Raw genomic sequence first — 18,774 nt, 5'->3', positions numbered from 1 at the left:
CGGCCCTATGGTTTCGGCTTTTTGCGTGATTTGCCGGAGCCGACCGTGTTCAGAGAGCAAGCGCCAACAGCCCCACACAAAGACCACCTGCACCAGCCCCGATAATCGCCGGTGCAAGCCAGCCCCAGGAGCTGCGCGGGTGCGCCTCTGTGTCCTGAACCTGCGCGACAAGCGCTCGTTCCACCAGCGCGGGCAGGCGCGGGCCAAAGCGGGCCATCACCCGGGCCGTGCTGAGCAGATCCGACGCCACCGCGCGCGGGCCGATGGATTTCTTGATGTAATCCTCGACCACGGGGCGGGCGGCTTCCCAGATGTTGATATGCGGATCCAGCGAGCGGGCGACACCTTCAACAACGACCATGGTGCGTTGCAAAAGGATCAGCTCGGTCCGGGTTTCCATGCCAAACCGCTCGGTCACCTCGAAAAGATAATTCAGCAGGCGGCCCATGGAGATATGGCTGGCGTCCATGCCAAAGATCGGCTCCCCGACCGCGCGCAGGGCGCGGGCGAATTCATCCACGTCGCGGTCGGCGGGGACATAGCCGGCTTCGAAATGCACCTCGGCGACACGTTTGTAATCGCGCTTGATGAAGCCGAACAGGATCTCGGCGTAGACCCGGCGGGTGTATTCGTCGATATGCCCCATGATCCCGAAATCATAGGCGATGATATCGCCATTGGCGGCGACCTTTAGGTTGCCTTGGTGCATGTCGGCGTGGAAGAAGCCATCGCGCAGGGCGTGTTGCAGGAACAGGGTCAGCACCCGTGCGCCCAGTACCTGCCTGTCGTGGCCCGCCGCATCGATGGCGTCATTGTCACCCAGCGGCACACCATCGGCCCAACCCAGCGTCATCACCCGGCGCGCCGAGTGGTTCCATTGAACCGGCGGCAGGGTAAAGCCCTCGTCCTGTCCGGTGTTGGCGGCAAATTCCGAGGCGGCGGCGCTTTCCAGGCGCAGGTCCAGCTCACCCTGTACCACGCCATCGAAATGTTCGATCACATCCATGGGGCGCAGTCGCCGGGCGCCAGGGGCGAAAAGGTCGACGATGCGCGCTGCGAAATAGAAGGCGTCCACGTCTTTGCGGAAGGCGCGTTCAATGCCGGGGCGCAGCACCTTTACGGCGACGTATTCTCCGGTATCTGCCAGCCGTGCCCGATGTACCTGCGCGATTGATGCGGCGGCAATCGGCTCGCTGAACTCGGAAAATACCTCATCCACCGGTCGGCCCAGCTCTTTTGCCACTTCGGCCATCGCAACTTCGCGCGGGAAGGGGGGCAATTTGTCCTGTAGGACGCGAAGCTGCTGGGCCAGATCATCGCCCACCACATCGGGGCGGGTGGACAGGACCTGTCCGAACTTGATGTAGGCCGGTCCCAGCGCGGTCAGAGCGCGGGTCGCGGCGGGCATCTGTGGATCGCCCTTGTAGCCCAGCCATTTGAATGGCCAGCCAAGGGTATGCGCCAGGATGCGCAGCGGCTTTGGCGCTTCAAAGGCGTCCAGTACCACGTTCATGGCGCCGGTACGCTCCAACGTGGCGCCGGTGCGGATCAGGCGGATAATGTTGTGGGGACCGCGCATGGATCAGATCTTCCAGCCGGAGTGCAGCGCCGCGATGCCCAGGGACAGGTTGCGGTATTTGGCGTTTGCGAACCCGGCGTCCTTCACCATTTGCAGGAAGGTCTCTTGGTCGGGGAATTTGCGGATCGATTCGACCAGATACTGATAGCTGTCGTAGTCATTGGCGATCAGCTTGCCCATCCGGGGGATGACGTTGAAGCTGTATAGATCATAAAGCTTCTGCATGCCGTCATTCGGGAGCTGCGAGAATTCCAGCACCATCAGGCGGCCACCGGGTTTCAACACGCGGTAGGCTTCCTCCAGCGCCTTTTGCGGGCGGGTGACGTTCCGGATCCCGAAGGAAATCGTGTAGACGTCAAAGGTATTGTCCTTGAACGGTAGCGCCATGGCATCGCCTGTGACCCAATCCAAGCTGTCGGCCATCTGGGCGGCTTCTGCGCGCATTCGGCCTTCCTCCAGCATTGGCTGGGTCAGATCCAACACGGTGGAATGCCCGTGCCCGGCGCGTTTCAGGAAGCGGAAGGAAATGTCGCCGGTGCCGCCTGCCACGTCCAGAAGACGCTGACCGGGGCGCGGCGCCAGCCAGTCCATCATCGCATCCTTCCAGATGCGGTGGATGCCGACGCTCATCACGTCGTTCATCACGTCGTATTTCGAGGCAACAGAGTTGAAGACGCCCTGCACGCGGCCCGCCTTTTCCCGCTCGGGAACGGTTTCAAAGCCGAAATGGGTGGTGGTGTCGTTTGTATCGCTCATGCGGCTTGCCGTTTTCCTAGGTTCGTCCCAGTTATAGGGCGCTTGCGGTCGGGCACAATGCGGCCCATGCATCTAAAGTGTCAGGAGCGATGTAATGCCAGAATTGCCAGAGGTCGAGACGGTGCGCCAAGGTTTGGCGCCTGCAATGGAAGGCGCGGTGATCACGCGGGCTGCAGTGAACCGCCCGGATCTGCGCTGGCCCTTCCCCGATCGCATGGCGGAGAGGTTGACCGGAGCCCGAGTCAATGCACTGAGACGCCGGTCGAAATACATCCTGGCCGATCTCGATACGGGGGAAACCCTGCTGGTGCATCTGGGTATGTCGGGCCGCATGACGGTCTCGGGGGATCCGCTGGGGCGTTTCGTACATGAACATCCGCAGGCCCAGAAGCACGACCATGTAGTGCTGGACATGGACAATGGTGCGCGCATCACCTTCAACGACCCGCGCCGGTTTGGGGCGATGGATCTCTTGGAGACCTCCACGGCAGAGCAGCACAAGCTGCTGTCGGTGCTGGGGCCTGAGCCGCTTGGCAATGATTTCCACGAAGATCACCTGACCGCTGCCTTCAAAGGACGCAACACGCCGGTGAAATCGGCGCTTCTGGATCAGGGAATCATCGCCGGTCTGGGCAATATCTACGTCTGCGAAACGCTGTTCCGGGCCGGGATCTCGCCCAAAAGAAAGGCAGGGCAGATTGCCGCGCCGCGCGTGGCGGCGCTGGTGCCGATCATCCGCACCGTGTTGAAAGATGCCATTCGCGCCGGTGGCTCCTCGCTGAAAGATTTCCGGCAAGCCAATGGAGAACTTGGATATTTTCAGCATGCCTTTGATGTCTACGGCCGCGAGGGAGAGCCGTGTCGGCGGGAGGGATGCGGCGGAACCATTGCGAGAATCACCCAATCCGGGCGATCGTCTTTCTACTGTGGCAAGTGCCAAAGATAGCTTGAACGAGATATGTCTCGTGATAATGACTCGTTTCTGAACGGAACAATCGAAAGCGATACCCATGGCCTATGAGACGATCAACGTCGAAGTGAAGGACCACGTTTGCCTCATCAAGCTGAACCGACCCGAAGCGTTGAACGCGCTCAATCAAGAGCTGCTGACTGAACTCTGCGCCGCCCTGGAAGAGGCCGACGCCAGCGACAAGGTGCGCTGCATCGTTCTGACCGGTTCGGAAAAGGCATTTGCCGCAGGCGCCGACATCAAAGAGATGTCTTCGATGAGCTTCACCGAGGTGTTCTCGACCAATCTCTTTGCTTTTGTGAACGATCGCATCACGGCCGTCCGCAAGCCGATCATTGCCGCGGTATCCGGCTATGCGCTGGGCGGTGGCTGCGAGCTGGCGATGCTCTGCGATTTCATCATCGCGGCAGATTCGGCCAAGTTCGGTCAGCCCGAAATCAACCTCGGCGTCATCGCCGGTATCGGCGGTACCCAGCGTCTGACGCGTTTCGTGGGCAAATCCAAATCCATGGACATGAACCTGACTGGTCGTTTCATGACCGCCGAAGAAGCTGAGCGCGCAGGTCTGGTGTCGCGCGTTGTACCCGGCAAGAAGCTGATCGAAGAAGCGATGGGCGCAGCTCAGAAGATCGCCGAGAAATCCCTACTGACCGCGATGGCCGTCAAGGAAACCGTGAACCGCTCTTACGAGCTGCCGCTGAGCGAAGGCATGCTGTTCGAGCGCCGCGTCTTCCATTCGATGTTCGCCACCGAAGATCAGAAAGAGGGCATGGCGGCCTTCCTTGAAAAGCGCGAAGCGCAATTCCGCGACAAGTAAGCCGCCCGTGCTGATATGAACGCGAAAGGGCAGGCGCGGTCTGCCCTTTCTTTTTGAAAACCGGCCTAACGTCTATTGGCCTTGCCAAGGTTCGGCAGCCTCTGTATAGACCTCCGCCATACATGCGCGTGCAGCCCGCCTAGGCTAGAATCACACCGGTGGTCGGATCCGGGTTCGGCTGGCATTGCGTCTATTGAAAAACACGAACTCGATACAAAGGTCAGACACCATGGCAAATTCGCCCCAGGCAAAGAAACGCGCCCGTCAGAACGAAAAGCGTTTTGCTGTAAACAAAGCCCGTCGTTCGCGCATCCGTACCTTCCTGCGTAAAGTTGAAGAAGCAATCGCATCCGGCGACAAAGAGGCAGCAACCGCAGCTCTGCGCGCAGCCCAGCCCGAACTGATGCGCGGCGTGACCAAAGGCGTCTACCACAAGAACACCGCCTCGCGGAAAGTGTCCCGCCTGGCCGCCCGCGTCAAAGCGCTGGGTTAAATCTTAAGAAATCTGAAATCTGCCATTGGTGGGTTTTTTACGGAAGGCATCGCGATTTGCGGTGCCTTTCTTTTTTGATCGCTTCTTAAGCCAGTGCTGCAGGCGCGAGAGATTCTTTGCGGCCAAAGCACGAGTCAACATCATAGTTTCGTTGCCGCTTCCCCCCACAAATTGCTACCACTAATACAGCGATTCACTCGCTGGGGGACAGGCTGCTCGCGGTGATCTTAACGGGCATTAAGATCACTTCCAGGGCTCAGATATATTGCGGTCATGCCAGATCGCAGTGGTCTGATACCAGAGCCGTGCCAGATGATCTGGCACATGGTCTTGTTTCGATTTTGGTGCATATCGACTCAACGCGTGTTGTGCGGCGGTCGAAGGATTTTGTGTGTGTTTCAGGATCCGTACCGCCCGACATGGGTACTGCGTCTGGTCTGACCGGCACGCACCGAATGTCCTGTGTGTGAACGCGCCTCCGGACGGGGAGGCTTGATGAAACGATAGGTCGAAAATGGCCGCTGCTTTTGGGGACGCGTGAGGCGTAGCATGACGGAAGAAAAATGGGGACAGCTCAGACAACGATTGCTCAAGACAGTCGGTCAAAACAATTTCACCACCTGGATCGAGCCGCTTGAATTCAGTTCGGTCGATGAAGGCGTCGCGGTCTTTCATGTCCCGACGAACTTCATGGGGAACTATGTCAGCCAGAACTTTGCAGATCTGATTCTGCACGAGCTCAGCATGTCCGGTGAATCGGTACAGCGGCTTGCGTTTAAGGTGGCTGCCAACTCACCTGCCCGCCCGGTGCGGCAGACGGAACGGGCCGCTGAACCCTTTGCCGAAATGGCCGAGGCGAGTACTGCTCAGGCAGGCGCTGCTGCGCGGACCGAGGATGCGGCTGCGTCGTCTTCGTCATCGCGTGACGGGCTGGATGCCTTGCAGGCGGCACCGCTGGATCCGCGGTTTACCTTTGACAGCTTTGTTGTCGGCAAACCGAACGAACTGGCCCATGCCGCTGCGCGCCGCGTGGCCGAGGGTGGTCCGGTGACCTTCAATCCGCTGGTGCTCTATGGTGGCGTCGGTCTGGGTAAAACCCACCTGATGCACGCCATCGCCTGGGAGCTGAAAGAACAGAACCCGCAGCTGAACGTGCTTTATCTGTCGGCGGAACAGTTCATGTACCGCTTTGTGCAGGCGCTGCGCGAACGCAAGATGATGGACTTCAAACACCTGTTCCGCTCGGTCGACGTGCTGATGGTGGATGACGTGCAATTCATCGCGGGCAAGGATTCCACGCAGGAAGAATTCTTCCATACCTTCAATGCGCTGGTGGACCAGAACAAGCAGATCATCATTTCGGCGGACCGTGCCCCGGGTGAGATTAAGGATCTTGAGGACCGCGTGAAATCGCGTCTGCAATGTGGTCTGGTGGTGGATCTGCATCCCACCGATTACGAACTGCGTCTCGGCATCCTTCAGACCAAGGTGCAGCAGCACCGCGAAACCTATCCGGGCCTTGAAATCGCTGATGGCGTGCTCGAATTCCTGGCGCATCGCATCTCGACCAACGTGCGTGTTCTCGAAGGCGCTCTGACCCGTCTCTTTGCCTTTGCCTCGCTCGTTGGGCGCGAGATCGACATGGATCTGACACAAGACTGTCTGGCCGATGTGCTGCGCGCCTCGGAGCGTAAAATCACCGTCGAAGAGATCCAGCGCAAGGTGTCGGAATACTACAACATCCGCATGTCGGATATCATCGGCCCCAAGCGCCTGCGTTCCTATGCGCGGCCGCGGCAAGTGGCGATGTATCTGTGCAAGCAGCTGACCAGCCGGTCGCTGCCGGAAATCGGCCGCCGTTTTGGCGGGCGTGACCACACAACCGTGATGCATGGTGTGAAACGGATTGAAGAGCTGAAGACGACCGACGGCCAGATCGCCGAAGACGTCGAAATGCTGCGCCGCTCCCTGGAGGCGTAAGCGCGATCCGACCGAGACGTGACAATGCGGCCCCGGAAATCCGGGGCCGTTTTTCCATGCAGGACCGGGGTGCCATTTGTATGCCAGCGGGCAACGTTTGACGGTGTTCTGCGCCCTGCCGATCACAGGCCCCTTGACGCTGCCTCCTTTCCCTTGGAGAAGTCGATAAAAAGCCTTGTATGGCAGGGGTAAACCGCTAATTTGCTTATCCCGGCCACTGCCTGAGGCAAGACAAAAAGGACAAGGGACATGAAGATCAGCATCGAACGCGGCACGCTTCTCAAGGCTGTGGCCCAGGCACAATCGGTCGTAGAGCGGCGAAACACCATTCCGATCCTCGCCAATGTGCTGATCGAAGCCGAGGGCGATACCGCCCAGTTCCGCGCCACCGATCTGGACATCGAAGTGGTCGACAAGGCCCCCGCGCAGGTTGAGCGCGCCGGGGCGACCACCGTGGCTGCGACCACCCTGCATGAAATTGTGCGCAAACTGCCCGATGGCGCGCTCGTGACCCTGACGGCCGATGCCGCCACAGGCCGCCTGACGGTCGAGGCAGGCCGGTCGAACTTCTCGCTGGCGACCCTGCCGCGCGAAGATTTCCCGGTAATGGCCTCGTCTGAGTATCATTCGAATTTCACCGCCAACGCGGCCATGCTGCGTCGCCTGTTCGACAAGTCGAAATTTGCGATTTCGACCGAAGAAACCCGCTATTACCTGAACGGCGTCTACATGCATGTGGCCGACAGCTCCGAAGGCGGCAAGGCGCTGCGCTGCGTGGCGACCGATGGTCACCGTCTGGCGCGGATCGATGCGCCGCTGCCGATGGGCGCCGAGGATATGCCGGGCGTGATCGTGCCGCGTAAAACCGTGGGTGAGCTGCGCAAGCTGCTTGACGATGACGAGATGGACATCGCCGTCTCCGTCTCCGAAACCAAGGTTCGCTTTGCCACCCCGAACATCACCCTGACCTCTAAGGTGATCGACGGCACCTTCCCGGATTACACCCGCGTCATTCCGGTGGGGAACACCCGCCGTCTGGAAGTGGATGCAGCCGAATTCGCCAAGGCTGTGGACCGGGTCGCCACCGTCTCTTCGGAACGTTCCCGCGCGGTCAAGCTGCAGCTGGAAGAAGATCGCCTGATCCTGTCGGTCAACGCGCCCGACAGCGGCGCAGCCGAGGAAGAGCTGGCGGTTGCCTACAGCGACGAGCGCCTGGAAATCGGCTTTAACGCCAAGTATCTCTTGGAGATCGCCAGCCAGGTGGACCGGGAAAACGCGGTGTTCCTGTTCAACTCTTCCGGCGATCCGACCCTGATGCGCGAAGGCAATGACGAAAGCGCGGTTTACGTCGTCATGCCGATGCGCGTCTGACGGCACGGATCCGGCGCTACGGACCCGGCATAGGGTTCTCACTATCAGGAAAGGGGCGCCCTAAGTGCTTGCCCTGACAGAGTTGACCATGTCTCACTTCCGCTCGCATTTGCGGGCGGAACTGCATTTGGATGGGCGGCCGGTGGCGCTGTTCGGGCCAAACGGGGCGGGTAAGACCAATATCCTTGAGGCGGTATCGCTGTTTTCCCCAGGCCGCGGCCTGCGCCGCGCCAGCGCTGCGGAAATGACCCGCCGCCCAGAGGCGCTGGGGTGGAAACTGAAGGCGACCTTGCAGGCGCCGACGCAGTCCTACGAGGTGGAAACCTGGTCCGAAGGCGGCAATGCCCGTCAGGTCAGGATCGACAATAAGGCCTCCAACCAGATCGCACTGGGGCAGATCTGCCGCGTGGTCTGGCTGATCCCTGCTATGGATCGCCTGTGGATCGAAGCCGCCGAGGGCCGTCGCCGGTTTCTGGATCGCATCGTGCTCAGCTTTGACCCTTCGCATGCCGAGGCGACGCTGGCCTATGAAAAGGCGATGCGCGAACGCAACCGCCTGCTGAAAGACCAGAACCGCGATCCGGCCTGGTACCGGGTGTTGGAAACGCAGATGGCCGAGACCGGCCACCGCATCAGCGCCGCGCGTATTGCGGCGGTGTCGCTGCTGCAAGAGGCGCAGGCGGCCGCCGAAACCGCCTTTCCCGTGGCTGAACTGGAGTTGATCCAGACGGAAGGCACCATGCCCGCAAGCGCAGAGGACCTGCGCGAGGCGCTGGCCGAAAGCCGGTTCCGTGATCTGGCGGCGGGGCGCACGCTGGTCGGCCCCCATCGTACCGATCTGATCGGAACCTATGCGGCCAAGGGCGTACCGGCCCGCGATTGTTCCACCGGAGAGCAGAAGGCGCTGCTGGTCTCGCTGATTCTGGCCAATGCCCGTGCGCTTGCGGGGCGCGAAGGGGCGCCGCCGATCGTGTTGTTGGACGAGGTCGCAGCGCATCTGGACGCGGCCCGCCGCGCCGCGCTTTATGATGAGATCTGTGCGCTGGGGGCGCAGGCCTGGATGACGGGGACCGAGGCAGAGCTGTTTGCAGAAATGGGTGGTCGTGCCCAGATGCTGGAAATCACCGAGGGCGAAGGCGGATCAAAGGTAGAGGTGCGGTCATGACCCTGTCGATCTGGGATCTGGTGCTTTATGCGGGCGGGCTGTTCGTTCTGTTCCTCACCCCGGGTCCGGTCTGGCTGGCGCTGCTGGCGCGGGCGGTGTCCGGCGGGTTTCATGCTACCTGGCCACTGGCGCTGGGGGTGGCTTGTGGCGATATCCTGTGGCCGCTGGTGGCTGTTGCGGGCATGTCCTGGCTGGTGTCCGAGTTCGCTGGCATCATGACTGCCTTGCGCTGGGTCGCCTGCCTGATGTTCCTGTTCATGGGCATCACCCTTATCCGCCACGCGGGCGCGCGCATTCAGGAAAACAGCGCTTTGCTCCGCCCCGGCACCTGGGCTGGGTTCATGGCCGGGATTGCCGTTATTCTGGGCAATCCCAAGGCGATCCTGTTCTACATGGGGCTGCTGCCGGGGTTCTTTGATCTTTCCGCTGTCACGAAAGTGGATGTGGCAGTGATCGTGACGCTGTCCTTTCTGGTGCCGCTGATGGGCAACCTGATACTGGCGGCGCTGGTCCACCGGTTGCGGGCGCTGCTGTCCTCGCCATCAGCGCTGAAGAAGGTCAATCTGGTGTCCGGCGGCCTCTTGATCTGCGTCGGGCTGATCATTCCCTTTTCCTGACGCCTTGTTGGCCCCGGGTCAGGCCTGCGGCGCCAACCAGGCCTCCAGAAAGGGGCGCAGCGCGTCCAGCGGCGTCTGTTCGTTGGGGCTGGACATGCAGAACCAGATCGCGATCACCTGATTGAGAAAGGCCTGAATGCCTTCGGCCAGGAATTGCGCCGGGTAATCGTCGCGCACCAGTCCTGCCTGTTGCAGCTGCGCGATCCAATCGCCCCAGATGGCGATCTGGCGATAAAAGCCTTCGGTCACGACCTCATCCGTTTCGGTGCCGGTGGATCCTGAATAACGCAGCAGCAGATCAAAGATCACCCGGTCTCCGGCCACATACTCCAGCAGGGGTGCGATACGTTCCAGCAGGGCCTCGCGGCTGTCTGGAGCCCCCTTTTCCTCCATCTGGTCAAGATGGCGCATCACCTCGGCCCCGATCAGCACCGCGAGCAGTCCGTCCTTGTCTCGGAAGTGGGAAAACAGCGTGCCCTTGGCCACGCCTGCGCGGTTTACAACGTCTTCAACTTTGAGACCGCTGTAACCTTCGGTCGCAACAAGCTCGGCTGTGACCTCCAGCAGTTTGGCACGGGTTTCTAGTCGGCGTTTCTGGGGCTGTCGCGGCATCTGCGTCCTCATCAAGAAAATGTGACCCTGGTCAATTTAAATATTGACCAGGGTCATTTATTGAGTCAATAAACTGACCAAGGTCAATTTAGTTGTAGGAAGTGTCAGATGTCCACCAAGAAAATCATCGTCCTGAATGGTCACCCCGGTGAAACCTCGCTGTCGAAATCGCTGTGCGATACCTATGCCGCCTCGGCCAAGGCCAAGGGTCACGCGGTGCGCTATCACGATATCTCTGCTATGCAGTTCGACATGGATTACGGGCAGGGCGGTTATAAGAACCCCAAGCCGCTGGAGCCGGATCTGGAAGCCTTCCTTGCAGATCTGGAGTGGGCCGATCACGTGGTGGTGGCAACGCCGCTGTGGTGGGGTGCGATCCCGGCCAAGCTGAAAGGCGTCTTTGATCGCGCGCTACTGCCCGGTCGGACTTTCGACACGCGCAACCCGAACATGATGGGAGTTCCGGCACCGATGCTGACCGGCAAGACCGCCCGGGTGCTGCTGACATCGGATACGCCCCCACTGCTGCTGAGGCTGATTTACAGCAATGCGATCAAGAAAATCATCAGCCGTCAGATCCTTGGCTTTGTCGGTGTGAAGCCGACCCGGTTCTCCTCCTTTGCGCCTGCCACGGATGCCAAGGGCAAGAAGGTCGAGGGCTGGCTGCAAAAAGTCGCCGGTCTGGGGGCAAAAGCCGCTTGAATCCAAGAATAAAAGGGGCGCGTGCGCGTGACATTCCCCCCCGGACTGCGTATAAAATCTGAAAGCAAAAACAGGAACGCGCGAATGTCCGGAAACGAGCACGCCCCCGCCGAATACGGTGCGGATTCCATCAAAGTTCTCAAAGGCTTGGAGGCGGTTCGCAAACGCCCCGGCATGTATATCGGGGACACCGACGATGGATCGGGCCTGCACCATATGGTGTATGAGGTCGTCGACAATGGCATCGACGAGGCACTGGCGGGCCACGCGGACGCCGTGACGGTGAAAATTCACGCCGATTCCAGTGTTTCTGTCAGCGACAACGGGCGCGGTATTCCGGTGGATATCCACGCCGAAGAGGGCGTCTCGGCGGCCGAGGTCATCATGACCCAGCTGCACGCGGGCGGCAAATTCGATAGCAACTCCTACAAGGTCTCTGGCGGTCTGCACGGCGTGGGTGTTTCGGTTGTGAACGCCCTGTCCGACTGGCTGGAGCTGCGCATCTGGCGCAATGGCAAGGAGCATATCGCGCGGTTCGAGCGCGGCGACACGGCCAAACACCTTGAGGTCGTGGGCGACTGCGGTGACCGTACCGGTACCGAGGTCCGCTTCCTGGCGTCGACCGACACGTTCTCGAACCTCGAATACTCCTTTGAAACGCTGGAAAAGCGTCTGCGGGAACTTGCCTTCCTCAACTCTGGTGTGCGGATCATCCTGATCGATGAACGCCCGGCCGAGCGGCTTGAGACTGAGCTGTTCTACGAAGGCGGTGTGAAGGAATTCGTCAAGTACCTCGACCGGTCGAAAAGCCCGGTCATGGATGCCCCGATCTATATCGTGGGTGAAAAGGACGACATCGGCGTCGAAGTGGCGATGTGGTGGAACGACAGCTACCATGAAACCGTGCTGCCATTTACAAACAACATTCCACAGCGCGATGGCGGTACCCATGTGGCGGGCTTCCGCGGTGCGCTGACGCGGACCATCAACAACTACGCGCAGTCTTCCGGGATCGCCAAGAAGGAGAAGGTCTCTTTCACCGGTGACGACGCCCGCGAAGGTCTGACCTGTGTGTTGTCGGTCAAGGTGCCTGATCCCAAGTTCTCCTCTCAGACCAAAGACAAACTGGTCTCCTCCGAGGTTCGCCCGGTGGTGGAAAGCCTGGTGAACGAGAAACTGGCCGAGTGGTTCGAGGAAAACCCGACCCAGGCCAAGGAAATTGTCGGCAAGATCATCGAAGCCGCCCTGGCCCGCGAAGCCGCCCGCAAGGCGCGCGAGCTGACCCGGCGCAAGACGGCAATGGATGTGAACTTCCTCGCCGGCAAGCTGAAGGACTGTTCCGAGAAAGACCCCTCGAAAACCGAAGTCTTCCTCGTCGAGGGTGACTCCGCCGGGGGCTCTGCTCAGACGGGTCGCGACCGCCAGACGCAGGCAATCCTGCCCCTACGCGGTAAGATTCTGAACGTGGAGCGCGCGCGCTTTGACCGGATGCTGGGAAGCCAGGAGATCGGTAACTTGGTGATGGCGCTGGGCACCGGTATTGGCCGCGATGAGTTCGACATCTCCAAACTGCGCTACCACAAGATCGTCATCATGACCGATGCGGACGTGGACGGCGCCCATATCCGGACGCTTCTGCTGACCTTCTTCTATCGCCAGATGCCCGAGCTGATCGAGGGCGGCTATCTCTATATCGCCCAGCCGCCGCTTTATAAGGTGGCCCGTGGCAAATCCGAGGTCTACCTGAAGGATCAGGCGGCGCTGGATGACTACCTGATCCACCAAGGCGTTGAAGGCGCGGTTCTGAAACTGGGATCGGGAGAGGAGATCGTCGGGCAGGATCTGGCCCGCGTGGTGGATGAGGCGCGTCAGCTGCGTCGTGTCATCGATGCCTTCCCGACCCATTACCCTCGCCATATTCTGGAGCAGGCTGCCGTTGCAGGTGCCTTTGTTCCCGGCGCGGTGGATGCCGACCTGCAGGGCGTTGCCGACAGGGTTGCCAAGCGGCTCGACCTGATTGCACTGGAGTATGAAAAGGGCTGGCAGGGGCGCATCACCCAGGATCACGGTATCCGTCTGGCCCGCATCCTGCGCGGCGTTGAGGAGGTCCGCACGCTGGATGGTCCGATGCTGCGTTCGGGTGAGGCGCGCAAGACCGGCAGCTTTACCCAAAGCTTGCAGGAGATCTACGGCCAGACCGCGACGCTGGTACGCAAAGAGCGCAGCCAGCTGATCCACGGTCCGCTGGAGCTGTTGAAGGCGATTCTGGAAGAGGGTGAAAAAGGCCTGTCGCTGCAGCGCTACAAGGGGCTGGGCGAGATGAACCCGGATCAGCTGTGGGAAACCACGCTGGACCCGGACGCCCGCACCCTGTTGCAGGTGCGCGTGGACGACATGGTCGAGGCCGACGATCTGTTCACCAAGCTGATGGGTGATGTGGTCGAACCGCGCCGCGAATTCATCCAGAAAAACGCGCTGAGCGTGGAAAACCTGGACTTCTGATCCACTGTAGGATCGCGCATATTCGTGCGCGCCCCCCCATAAGTTTGCGCGATTTGCCCAAAGGTTTGCGCGGCGGCGCGGAGCGTCGCCCCTTTCGGTCGATCTATGCCTCTATGGGCGGAAGCGGAAGTTCGCTGCGCTGATCACGAACGGCGGCGAAGCGCAGATAGCGACCTTTGCAAAGTCGGCGGATCTGGCGACGTGGCGAGCGATCCATGCCGCAGGCGCACAAGGAAGAGCTGACCTTCGCCGCAGGCGCAGCCGCCGACCACTTCGAAAGGCGGGAACGCGGACAAGGTTTCCAATTCTCTGCTGAAGCGCCAATGTCCGCTTTCCTATTCGACGGCCACACAAGCCTTCGGCCTTGACGCGTTCTCATCTCTTGATAGCACTGAATGCAACAGTCAGCGCGGCTGTTGCTGCCAGCAGACCCAATGCACCGACAGGCAGCGCCCAAAACCCAATATTGATGGCGAGCGCGCTTGCCATTCCTGAACCAAATGCGATGCCAAGGTAACTTGCGGAAGAGTTCAACGCGAGGATGAAGCCGTGCTGTTCCTCGAACACCAATCCCACAAGGCGGCTTTGTTGCGGCGTTGCAAACAAGGTGCCCATAAAGGCGCATCCTGCGAGAATTATCGCGCCGCAATATGGCCCCAGATCAAAAATCAATAGGGCCAGAAACGCAGCAAGACCAGCGAAACTCACCCAAACCAGTCGACTGGGCCCAACCTGATCAGATAGCGCTCCTGCTACAGCATTTCCCGCGACACCGAGAATGCCGAAGAGGAGAACTGCGATTGGAAGGCCGCTTTCGCTGACACCAAACTGCTGACCTAGCAATTCCCCCATCAGGGCATAGATGACAAATTGCGCTGATAGCATTCCCACCGTCCCCAGAAGCAGTAGTGCTGGCGCAATGATGTTCAATCCTTCTGATGCTTGTGTCTTTGCAGCACTTACCCTGCCTGTGTCCCGCGGCATGTAAATAGCTGCCAAAGCAACGAATAGGAGCGCGGCAAAACCTACTCCCGCAAGGGCGCCACGCCACCCAAGCAACAGTGTGAGCCATGTCGCAATCGGCACGCCTGCAACGGTTGCGAGGGTAAACCCCGCAAAGACTGTGGCTAAGACTGCGCCGCGCCGGTCCACTGGTACCAAAGAGATAGCAAGTGCGGCGCTAGTTGGAGCAATCAGAGCACCACCAAGTGCTGACGCTACGCGCGTAAATAGAAGCGCGTCGAATGACGTTGCCAGCGCCGACCAGATCAGTGAGGCTGCTAGAATGCTCGATCCTGCGAGGATGAGCCTTCGAGGCGTGAAACGCCGTCCGAGGGTGAATTGCGCGAGGGGTGCGGCCAAAGCAAAGGTTGCGGCGAATGCCGTCACGAGCCATCCTGCGTCTGCTGGGTCCACGGCTAGGTCGCGCGTCAGCGCCGGTCCTAAACCCAAGATGCTAAGTGACGTTGTGCCTATGACAAACATTCCCAAGGCGAGGATCCAGGGCACGCGCCTGCTGCTTTCTTTCATTAAGTCGTCCCGGTCTTAATAAGCGTTTTGAAAATTACGAGAGATGATACACACATTTAAATCAACTGGAAGCTGTCGTTCATGCAGCTCGCAGCATCCGGCAGAATGGGCTCGAAGCCGACCTTGGACGCAGCGCAGCGTCCATGTGATCAACGACCTGGGGCACCGCCATTCACGGCCCATACCTGTCGTTCATAGGAAAGTCAGTTTCTGCGCCGCGATTTCACCAAAGCGGACGTTTGACGAGGCCAAAATCAGTTATCCTGAGATCCCGGACCTTGTCTTTTCCCGATACCAAGCAGCGCGTCGGCCATTCGGTTCAAGGTACCGAAGTTCGAAGATGGAAACCTCATGGATGACCTGCCGCCAACTTCTGCATCCATACTTCTCAGGGGATACAGATGAGTGACGGCGAGAAATCCAGGCGCCTGCCTCCTCGACGGGCGCCCAGCCATCGACAGCCAACGCGTTCAATGCTTCACGCAACAGGCGCACGATACCTGCGTTTTGGATGTCGATCTCGCTGAGCGGAGCGACGCCATAGATGTACCATTCTTGCATGACCTCTGACTTCAAGGCTCCTGCGAGTGCCGTCCGTGACCGGACCATGGTTTCAGCCCAATCCCTCAGTTGCGCGAGATTTTGCTCGATGCGGCTGTACGCGTCAAGCAAGGCATCCTGGGCGGTGCGGCATCCCTCAGCACTCCATAGATCATGCTGGTCGATGAAGTGGTGTACGAGGTTGTTCCGCAGCAGTACCAGTTCTTTGAGATCGTTCTCGATCTTAGCATAATCCACCTGTGACACGCCAAGTCTTATCCGCATTGAGAACCAGTCCGAGTTTTTCGGAGAACTGGCATCTTCCGTTTCTATAAGATCCTCGTCAGCGGGGAAAATGTAGGAACCAAGGAGGTCACCAACCACGGCCCCGAGCGTCTTGCGGGCCGTGTTGTCGTTTCTTGCGTCCTGAGCTTTCGTCAAGTCCTCGGCTGACCCCGAGATTTTATGATAGGCCGCCATGGCTTTGAGTTGCCGCTCATACTGCTGTAACCGCAGCATGCACCGTCCCAGCAGTCTCTGAACCTCGCGCTGATGCGCCTGAACTTCTACGTCATCTGAACCCGTCATGCAGAAACCCGGTGGCTGTTTGCTTCCATCAAGCATTTCTCGGTCCGGGATGCTACACGGTCCGTCAAATCTTTCGGCAAACAATCGTTCTCAGATGCCAAAACGGCCCTTAGCTGCCGTCTGTGAGGTTTCGTAGCGCTGCGGCGCAGCCTTCGGCAAGCGGACCTTGAGATTTGAGTGAGTGTCATCGGTTTTGGTTTGAGGATCCTTCCGGATGGTGTAGCGACGGTTCCTTTGGCGGGGAGCGCAAACGATGGTTGATCGGATCGAAAAGATTGAGGATGGCGAGGTAACGAAAACTGCAGAGAAATATCCCCGAGACGGGGGACGTTTCTTTGAGTGCTTCGAGCCTGGCCAGACAATGAACCCGATTTGGCTGAACACGCTAGGGTCAGGATTCATAACCAGTAAATGACGGTTTCAGCGAGGGCGATGGCTGAGAGGAATACCTTGGGACAGCGGTCATAGCGTGTCGCTACACGCCGCCAATCCTTGAGCCTGCCGAACATGATCTCGATGCGGTTACGTCGTTTGTATCGGCGCTTGTCGTATTTGACCGGGGGCTTGCGTTGCTTTCTGCCGGGGATGCAGGCGCGTATCCCTTTGTCTTTCAACGCGTCCCTGAACCAGTCGGCGTCATAGCCACGATCCCCGAGCAACCAGTCGACCTTTGGCAGGCTGCTGAGCAGCGCCCGCGCGCCGATGTAGTCGCTGACCTGGCCGGCGGTGACGAACAGTTTGAGCGGCCGCCCTTGGCTATCGCAGATGGCATGCAGTTTGGTGTTCATGCCGCCCTTGGTCCGACCGATCAGGCGTCCACGCCCCCCTTTTTCGCGGCCATGCTGGTCGCAGTGCGATGTGCCTTCAAATAGGTCGCGTCGATCATCACGGTCTTTTCCTCGCCGTGTTCGGCCGCCAGGCCGACCATCATCTGCGCGAAGATGCCTTTTTCGCTCCAACGCTTCCATCGGCTGTACAGCGTCTTGTGCGGACCATATTCCCGCGGCGCATCCCGCCAGCGCAACCCATTACGACTGATGAAGATAATCCCACTCAACACCCGTCTGTCATCAATCCGTGGCTTGCCGTGTGACTTCGGGAAGAAAGGGGCAAGTTTGGCCATCTTCTCGTCGGTCAGCCAGTAAAGGTCGCTCATGTCACCGCTCCGTTTTCCGAGCCGTGAATCACGCAGCGCGTTGAAAATCAATGCATCCTGCCCCTAAACATCAGGCGATGAAAACGCTGGGCGTTAAGGTTTTTAAAAACAACCTAAAGCAATATTCATTCAAGCAATTAATCACCCTTAGGTTTAGTTTTATGTCGAATATTTCTTCAGCGTCCACCGCTTTGTCTTTGCTGACCAATCCGGTTGCCAAACCCGCAAACGGCTTGGCAAACCAGAACGATGCAGGCGTATCCATCCAAGCAAAGTCTGGTAACATCGTGTCGACCGGGTCCCCATCGACCTCTGCATCATCCATTACTTCAGAAATGGTATCTTTTGCTAAAGCTGCCCGTACTGAAGCGGACGGCCTGCGGGACGGATCGCTTAGCCCATTTGACACCAAAGTCCTGAAGCCGGTGCGATCAGCCCATGCGCCAGAAGACAGTCGTCTCTTGCAGGACGGAGTTTTTGTAGGATCAAAGGCCGCATCTGAGGGGGGTAATGTGGTGATCGTTGATGCCAACTTCCCTGATCGTAGATCGGCCACAGCCAACGCTTATCATGCAGGCACTGCCCTGTTAGAGCAGAGTCAGACCCTTGTGAGGTATGACGCCATGCTCAAGTCCTCGCAGGAAAAAGCGGCAACTCTACAAGCCCAGCTTGACGCAGGAACCGGCGATGTTGAGCAACTCGCTGCTCTATTGAGAGGCCACCAAGACAGTATCGGCAGCTTGACTGAAATGCGTGCAGAAGCACAGCTTCAGGTGGATCGTGCGACTGCCTCTTTGTCACGGATGTTCAGTTTCACGGGCCAGGCCATTGCGACCAGCGAAGACGGTAGTTCCCAAGTTGCCGGGTTTACGATTTCCCACGGCACTCAGGGCAAAATTATGGAGGTATCGGCTGACGGTGACATCACCATGTTCGACAAGTCCGGCAAAGCCTACACCCGAGAAGGTTTCGCCGCTGCGAAGCCTGATGGCGTGATTCCCGGAATTCACAACGATCTGGTCCGCGAAGCGGATGCAGCGCGACCACTGCCTGAACGGTTTGCCCAAGCTTTGGGGAGAGTTGGAGCGGGACCAAGTGGCGAAAGCCAGGTCGCAATTCAGCGCACGATAGCGGTCGACATTTCGGATCTCCTGAAAATTGACATACGGATTTGAAAAGGGCAACGAGGCCATATCACGGCTTGATGCTTGCATCCTGACTGGGCCAAAGTGCTTTTGGGGTCATGCTGGCAGTCATTTCTGGCAGTGGGCAGATCATGGCGGAAGCACTGCCTGTGAACAGGCATGCAAAATTGACCCCGTAGCGGGGTGATCGGCGTCCAAAAATGACCCCCTTACACTGATGTGGATGATGCCCCCGAGGTCATCGGGGAGCA

At 59.2% G+C, this 18,774-nt stretch carries 16 protein-coding genes; 10 read left to right on the top strand and 6 right to left on the bottom strand.

Annotated elements, in window-relative coordinates; all coding sequences use genetic code 11:
• Positions 1-49: 49 nt before the first annotated feature.
• Together ubiB and ubiE are read right to left on the bottom strand one after the other, a co-directional pair.
• Entirely contained in the window at positions 50-1,579 is a 1,530-nt protein-coding gene (gene ubiB / locus SM766_RS11445; protein ID WP_368947856.1) for a 2-polyprenylphenol 6-hydroxylase, read from the bottom strand.
• Positions 1,580-1,582: 3 nt separating this feature from the next.
• Positions 1,583-2,335 carry a bifunctional demethylmenaquinone methyltransferase/2-methoxy-6-polyprenyl-1,4-benzoquinol methylase UbiE gene (ubiE, locus tag SM766_RS11440; RefSeq protein ID WP_065272196.1) on the bottom strand — a complete coding sequence of 251 codons (753 nt, stop codon included), beginning with the start codon at positions 2,333-2,335 and terminating at the stop codon, positions 1,583-1,585.
• A 94-nt stretch (positions 2,336-2,429) separates the two neighbouring features.
• Here ubiE and mutM point away from each other — a divergent pair, with 94 nt between their 5' ends.
• The 7 genes from mutM (at position 2,430) to SM766_RS11405 (ending at position 9,748) form a co-directional block, all read left to right on the top strand.
• Entirely contained in the window at positions 2,430-3,281 is an 852-nt protein-coding gene (mutM, locus tag SM766_RS11435) for a bifunctional DNA-formamidopyrimidine glycosylase/DNA-(apurinic or apyrimidinic site) lyase (RefSeq protein ID WP_368947855.1), read from the top strand.
• A gap of 64 nt (positions 3,282-3,345) precedes the next feature.
• The gene (gene acuK / locus SM766_RS11430; RefSeq protein ID WP_065272198.1) at positions 3,346-4,122 is read left to right on the top strand and encodes an acryloyl-CoA hydratase; all 777 of its coding nucleotides are present in this window, start codon (positions 3,346-3,348) and stop codon (positions 4,120-4,122) included.
• Positions 4,123-4,351: 229 nt separating this feature from the next.
• On the top strand, positions 4,352-4,615 hold the full coding sequence (gene rpsT, locus SM766_RS11425; protein WP_065272199.1) for a 30S ribosomal protein S20: 264 nt from the start codon (positions 4,352-4,354) through the stop codon (positions 4,613-4,615).
• Between the two features lie 549 nt (positions 4,616-5,164).
• On the top strand, positions 5,165-6,595 hold the full coding sequence (dnaA, locus tag SM766_RS11420) for a chromosomal replication initiator protein DnaA (protein ID WP_065272200.1): 1,431 nt from the start codon (positions 5,165-5,167) through the stop codon (positions 6,593-6,595).
• A 249-nt stretch (positions 6,596-6,844) separates the two neighbouring features.
• Positions 6,845-7,966 (top strand): DNA polymerase III subunit beta, encoded by a 1,122-nt coding sequence (gene dnaN, locus SM766_RS11415; RefSeq protein ID WP_065272201.1) that lies wholly within the window; start codon positions 6,845-6,847, stop codon positions 7,964-7,966.
• 64 nt (positions 7,967-8,030) lie between these two features.
• Positions 8,031-9,131, top strand: coding sequence for a DNA replication/repair protein RecF (recF, locus tag SM766_RS11410; RefSeq protein WP_274829429.1), 1,101 nt, complete (start codon positions 8,031-8,033; stop codon positions 9,129-9,131).
• Positions 9,128-9,748 (top strand): LysE family translocator, encoded by a 621-nt coding sequence (locus SM766_RS11405; protein ID WP_368947854.1) that lies wholly within the window; start codon positions 9,128-9,130, stop codon positions 9,746-9,748. Before recF ends, SM766_RS11405 begins: the two co-directional genes overlap by 4 nt.
• Before the next feature lie 18 nt (positions 9,749-9,766).
• Here the strand turns inward: SM766_RS11405 and SM766_RS11400 are convergent, their stop codons facing one another.
• Positions 9,767-10,360, bottom strand: a complete 594-nt coding sequence (locus SM766_RS11400; protein WP_274831646.1) for a TetR/AcrR family transcriptional regulator — start codon at positions 10,358-10,360, stop codon at positions 9,767-9,769.
• A 108-nt stretch (positions 10,361-10,468) separates the two neighbouring features.
• Here SM766_RS11400 and SM766_RS11395 point away from each other — a divergent pair, with 108 nt between their 5' ends.
• Both SM766_RS11395 and gyrB read left to right on the top strand, forming a co-directional pair.
• Positions 10,469-11,062, top strand: coding sequence for an NAD(P)H-dependent oxidoreductase (locus tag SM766_RS11395; RefSeq protein WP_274831645.1), 594 nt, complete (start codon positions 10,469-10,471; stop codon positions 11,060-11,062).
• 84 nt (positions 11,063-11,146) lie between these two features.
• The gene (gyrB, locus tag SM766_RS11390; protein ID WP_065272206.1) at positions 11,147-13,564 is read left to right on the top strand and encodes a DNA topoisomerase (ATP-hydrolyzing) subunit B; all 2,418 of its coding nucleotides are present in this window, start codon (positions 11,147-11,149) and stop codon (positions 13,562-13,564) included.
• A 375-nt stretch (positions 13,565-13,939) separates the two neighbouring features.
• Here the strand turns inward: gyrB and SM766_RS11385 are convergent, their stop codons facing one another.
• From SM766_RS11385 to SM766_RS11375, 3 genes are all read right to left on the bottom strand, one after another.
• Positions 13,940-15,094 (bottom strand): MFS transporter, encoded by a 1,155-nt coding sequence (locus SM766_RS11385; RefSeq protein ID WP_368947853.1) that lies wholly within the window; start codon positions 15,092-15,094, stop codon positions 13,940-13,942.
• 258 nt (positions 15,095-15,352) lie between these two features.
• Positions 15,353-16,258, bottom strand: coding sequence for an OST-HTH/LOTUS domain-containing protein (locus tag SM766_RS11380; protein ID WP_368947852.1), 906 nt, complete (start codon positions 16,256-16,258; stop codon positions 15,353-15,355).
• A gap of 362 nt (positions 16,259-16,620) precedes the next feature.
• A protein-coding gene (locus SM766_RS11375; RefSeq protein ID WP_368947851.1) for an IS5 family transposase occupies positions 16,621-17,378 on the bottom strand; the annotation gives its coding sequence in 2 pieces (ribosomal slippage) (positions 16,621-17,054 and positions 17,054-17,378; 759 coding nt in all).
• A 50-nt stretch (positions 17,379-17,428) separates the two neighbouring features.
• Here SM766_RS11375 and SM766_RS11370 point away from each other — a divergent pair.
• A complete protein-coding gene (locus SM766_RS11370; RefSeq protein WP_368947850.1) occupies positions 17,429-18,553 on the top strand; it encodes a hypothetical protein in 1,125 nt (374 codons plus the stop codon).
• Positions 18,554-18,774 lie beyond the last annotated feature (221 nt).

The sequence above is a fragment of the Pseudophaeobacter sp. A-200-2 genome (genome assembly GCF_041008815.1).
GTDB lineage: Bacteria > Pseudomonadota > Alphaproteobacteria > Rhodobacterales > Rhodobacteraceae > Phycobacter > Phycobacter gallaeciensis_A.
The sequence above is the reverse complement of the archived record's forward strand: the minus strand, read 5'-3'. Positions and strand labels throughout refer to the sequence as shown.

Bases quoted from the DNA above. Each gene is read 5' to 3' on its own strand.
- dnaN (WP_065272201.1), top strand. From the start codon at position 6,845: ATGAAGATCAGCATCGAACGCGGCACGCTTCTCAAGGCTGTGGCCCAG.
- SM766_RS11405 (WP_368947854.1), top strand. From the start codon at position 9,128: ATGACCCTGTCGATCTGGGATCTGGTGCTTTATGCGGGCGGGCTGTTC.
- SM766_RS11370 (WP_368947850.1), top strand. From the start codon at position 17,429: ATGCATCCTGCCCCTAAACATCAGGCGATGAAAACGCTGGGCGTTAAG.
- SM766_RS11380 (WP_368947852.1), bottom strand. From the start codon at position 16,258: ATGCTTGATGGAAGCAAACAGCCACCGGGTTTCTGCATGACGGGTTCA.
- SM766_RS11395 (WP_274831645.1), top strand. From the start codon at position 10,469: ATGTCCACCAAGAAAATCATCGTCCTGAATGGTCACCCCGGTGAAACC.
- dnaA (WP_065272200.1), top strand. From the start codon at position 5,165: ATGACGGAAGAAAAATGGGGACAGCTCAGACAACGATTGCTCAAGACA.
- ubiB (WP_368947856.1), bottom strand. From the start codon at position 1,579: ATGCGCGGTCCCCACAACATTATCCGCCTGATCCGCACCGGCGCCACG.
- SM766_RS11385 (WP_368947853.1), bottom strand. From the start codon at position 15,094: ATGAAAGAAAGCAGCAGGCGCGTGCCCTGGATCCTCGCCTTGGGAATG.
- rpsT (WP_065272199.1), top strand. From the start codon at position 4,352: ATGGCAAATTCGCCCCAGGCAAAGAAACGCGCCCGTCAGAACGAAAAG.
- ubiE (WP_065272196.1), bottom strand. From the start codon at position 2,335: ATGAGCGATACAAACGACACCACCACCCATTTCGGCTTTGAAACCGTT.
- SM766_RS11400 (WP_274831646.1), bottom strand. From the start codon at position 10,360: ATGCCGCGACAGCCCCAGAAACGCCGACTAGAAACCCGTGCCAAACTG.
- gyrB (WP_065272206.1), top strand. From the start codon at position 11,147: ATGTCCGGAAACGAGCACGCCCCCGCCGAATACGGTGCGGATTCCATC.
- acuK (WP_065272198.1), top strand. From the start codon at position 3,346: ATGGCCTATGAGACGATCAACGTCGAAGTGAAGGACCACGTTTGCCTC.
- mutM (WP_368947855.1), top strand. From the start codon at position 2,430: ATGCCAGAATTGCCAGAGGTCGAGACGGTGCGCCAAGGTTTGGCGCCT.